This window comes from Streptomyces sp. SID3212 (genome assembly GCF_009865405.1).
Classification (GTDB): domain Bacteria; phylum Actinomycetota; class Actinomycetes; order Streptomycetales; family Streptomycetaceae; genus Streptomyces.
The window spans coordinates 1-1,134 of the sequence record NZ_WWJY01000533.1; the positions used below are offsets into that span (position 1 = coordinate 1).

The following is a 1,134-nucleotide window of genomic DNA, read 5'->3' on the forward strand; positions in this document are numbered from 1 at the left end:
ACGGACGAGACAAGGACCCCCGGGACGCCAGAGGCGGGGGCGGGCGCGGAACCCGCGACCGGGCCCAGCGCAAAGGCGACCGTCGCCGGGGGGCAGGTGTCCACGCCTGCGGCGCCGCCGGACCCGGGCTGGGAAGGGCCTGGCAGCGCGGCGACGACGGAGGAGATCGGCCCGGACGACGGGGCCGGCGTGCGCACGTGCACCGGCGCGGACGCCGGGGCCAGCACATACGCGCGTACCAGCGCGGGCGCCGGGACCAGTACGCACACCCGTACCAGCGCCGACGCCGGTACCAGCGCACACACCCACACCAGCCCGGACGCCAGGGCAAGTACATACATGCGTACCAGCGCAGACGCCCGGAGCGGCGCACACACCCGTACCAGTGCAGACGTCAGTGCCAGCACGTACACCCGTACGGACACCGGGACCGACACACCCGCCCGTACCAGCCCGGACACCGGGAGCCGCACGTACCCGCTTACCGGCGCGGGCGCCCGGGGCGGGGTGGGCAGGCCGGGCGCCGGGCGGCGGGAGGACGGCTTTACACCGCGCGCGAGCGGTCGCCGCTCCGTTCGGCGGATCGAGGGGCTCCTTCTCGGGCTCGCCGCCGGGGACGCCGCCGGGTGGCCCGCCGCTCGGCATCGGGCCGCTCGGATGCCCGAGTGGACCCGGCGGCTCACCCGCGAGCTCGACACCTTCGCCGAGCAGAACGCGACCACCACCCTCCCCGTCCCCATCGCCCTCAACCAGCCGCCCGAGCCCCTGCGGCTCGGCCCCTCCGACGACGCCGAGTGGGCCGCGTTCGCCGCCGAGGCCGTGCTCACCGCCGCCGGTGACCTCTTCCACGGCCTCGGCGCCGACCGGCGCATGCGCGCCGCCGTCGACCTCGCCTGGAACTCCCTCGCCAGCGAGATCGCCGCCGCCGCCGACCGCGCCCCCGAGGTCGAGTCCGCCGTGCTGCCGCTGCGCGCCCGGATCTCCGTACGGGCCGGGCTCGGCAACCTCGCCACCGGCCTGCGCCCGCCCGCCACCGGCCACGACAACCCGCACTACTTCGACGACGCCGCGTGCGTACGGGCCGTCGTCCTCGCGGTCGTCCACCCCGGCGACCCGGCCGCCGCCGCCGAACTC

The 1,134-nt window shown here is 77.1% G+C and carries 1 protein-coding gene and 1 pseudogene; one reads left to right on the forward strand and one right to left on the reverse strand.

All coding sequences use genetic code 11. From position 1 onward, the window contains the following. Positions 1-341, reverse strand: a pseudogene (locus GT042_RS39095) (hypothetical protein); the annotation flags it as partial. On the opposite strand from GT042_RS39095, the gene GT042_RS15910 reads away from it, so the two are divergent. Beyond that, on the forward strand, positions 340-1,134 hold a 795-nt coding region (locus tag GT042_RS15910), incomplete at its 3' end, for an ADP-ribosylglycohydrolase family protein (RefSeq protein ID WP_237530842.1). The pseudogene GT042_RS39095 and the gene GT042_RS15910 sit on opposite strands and share 2 nt — an antisense overlap.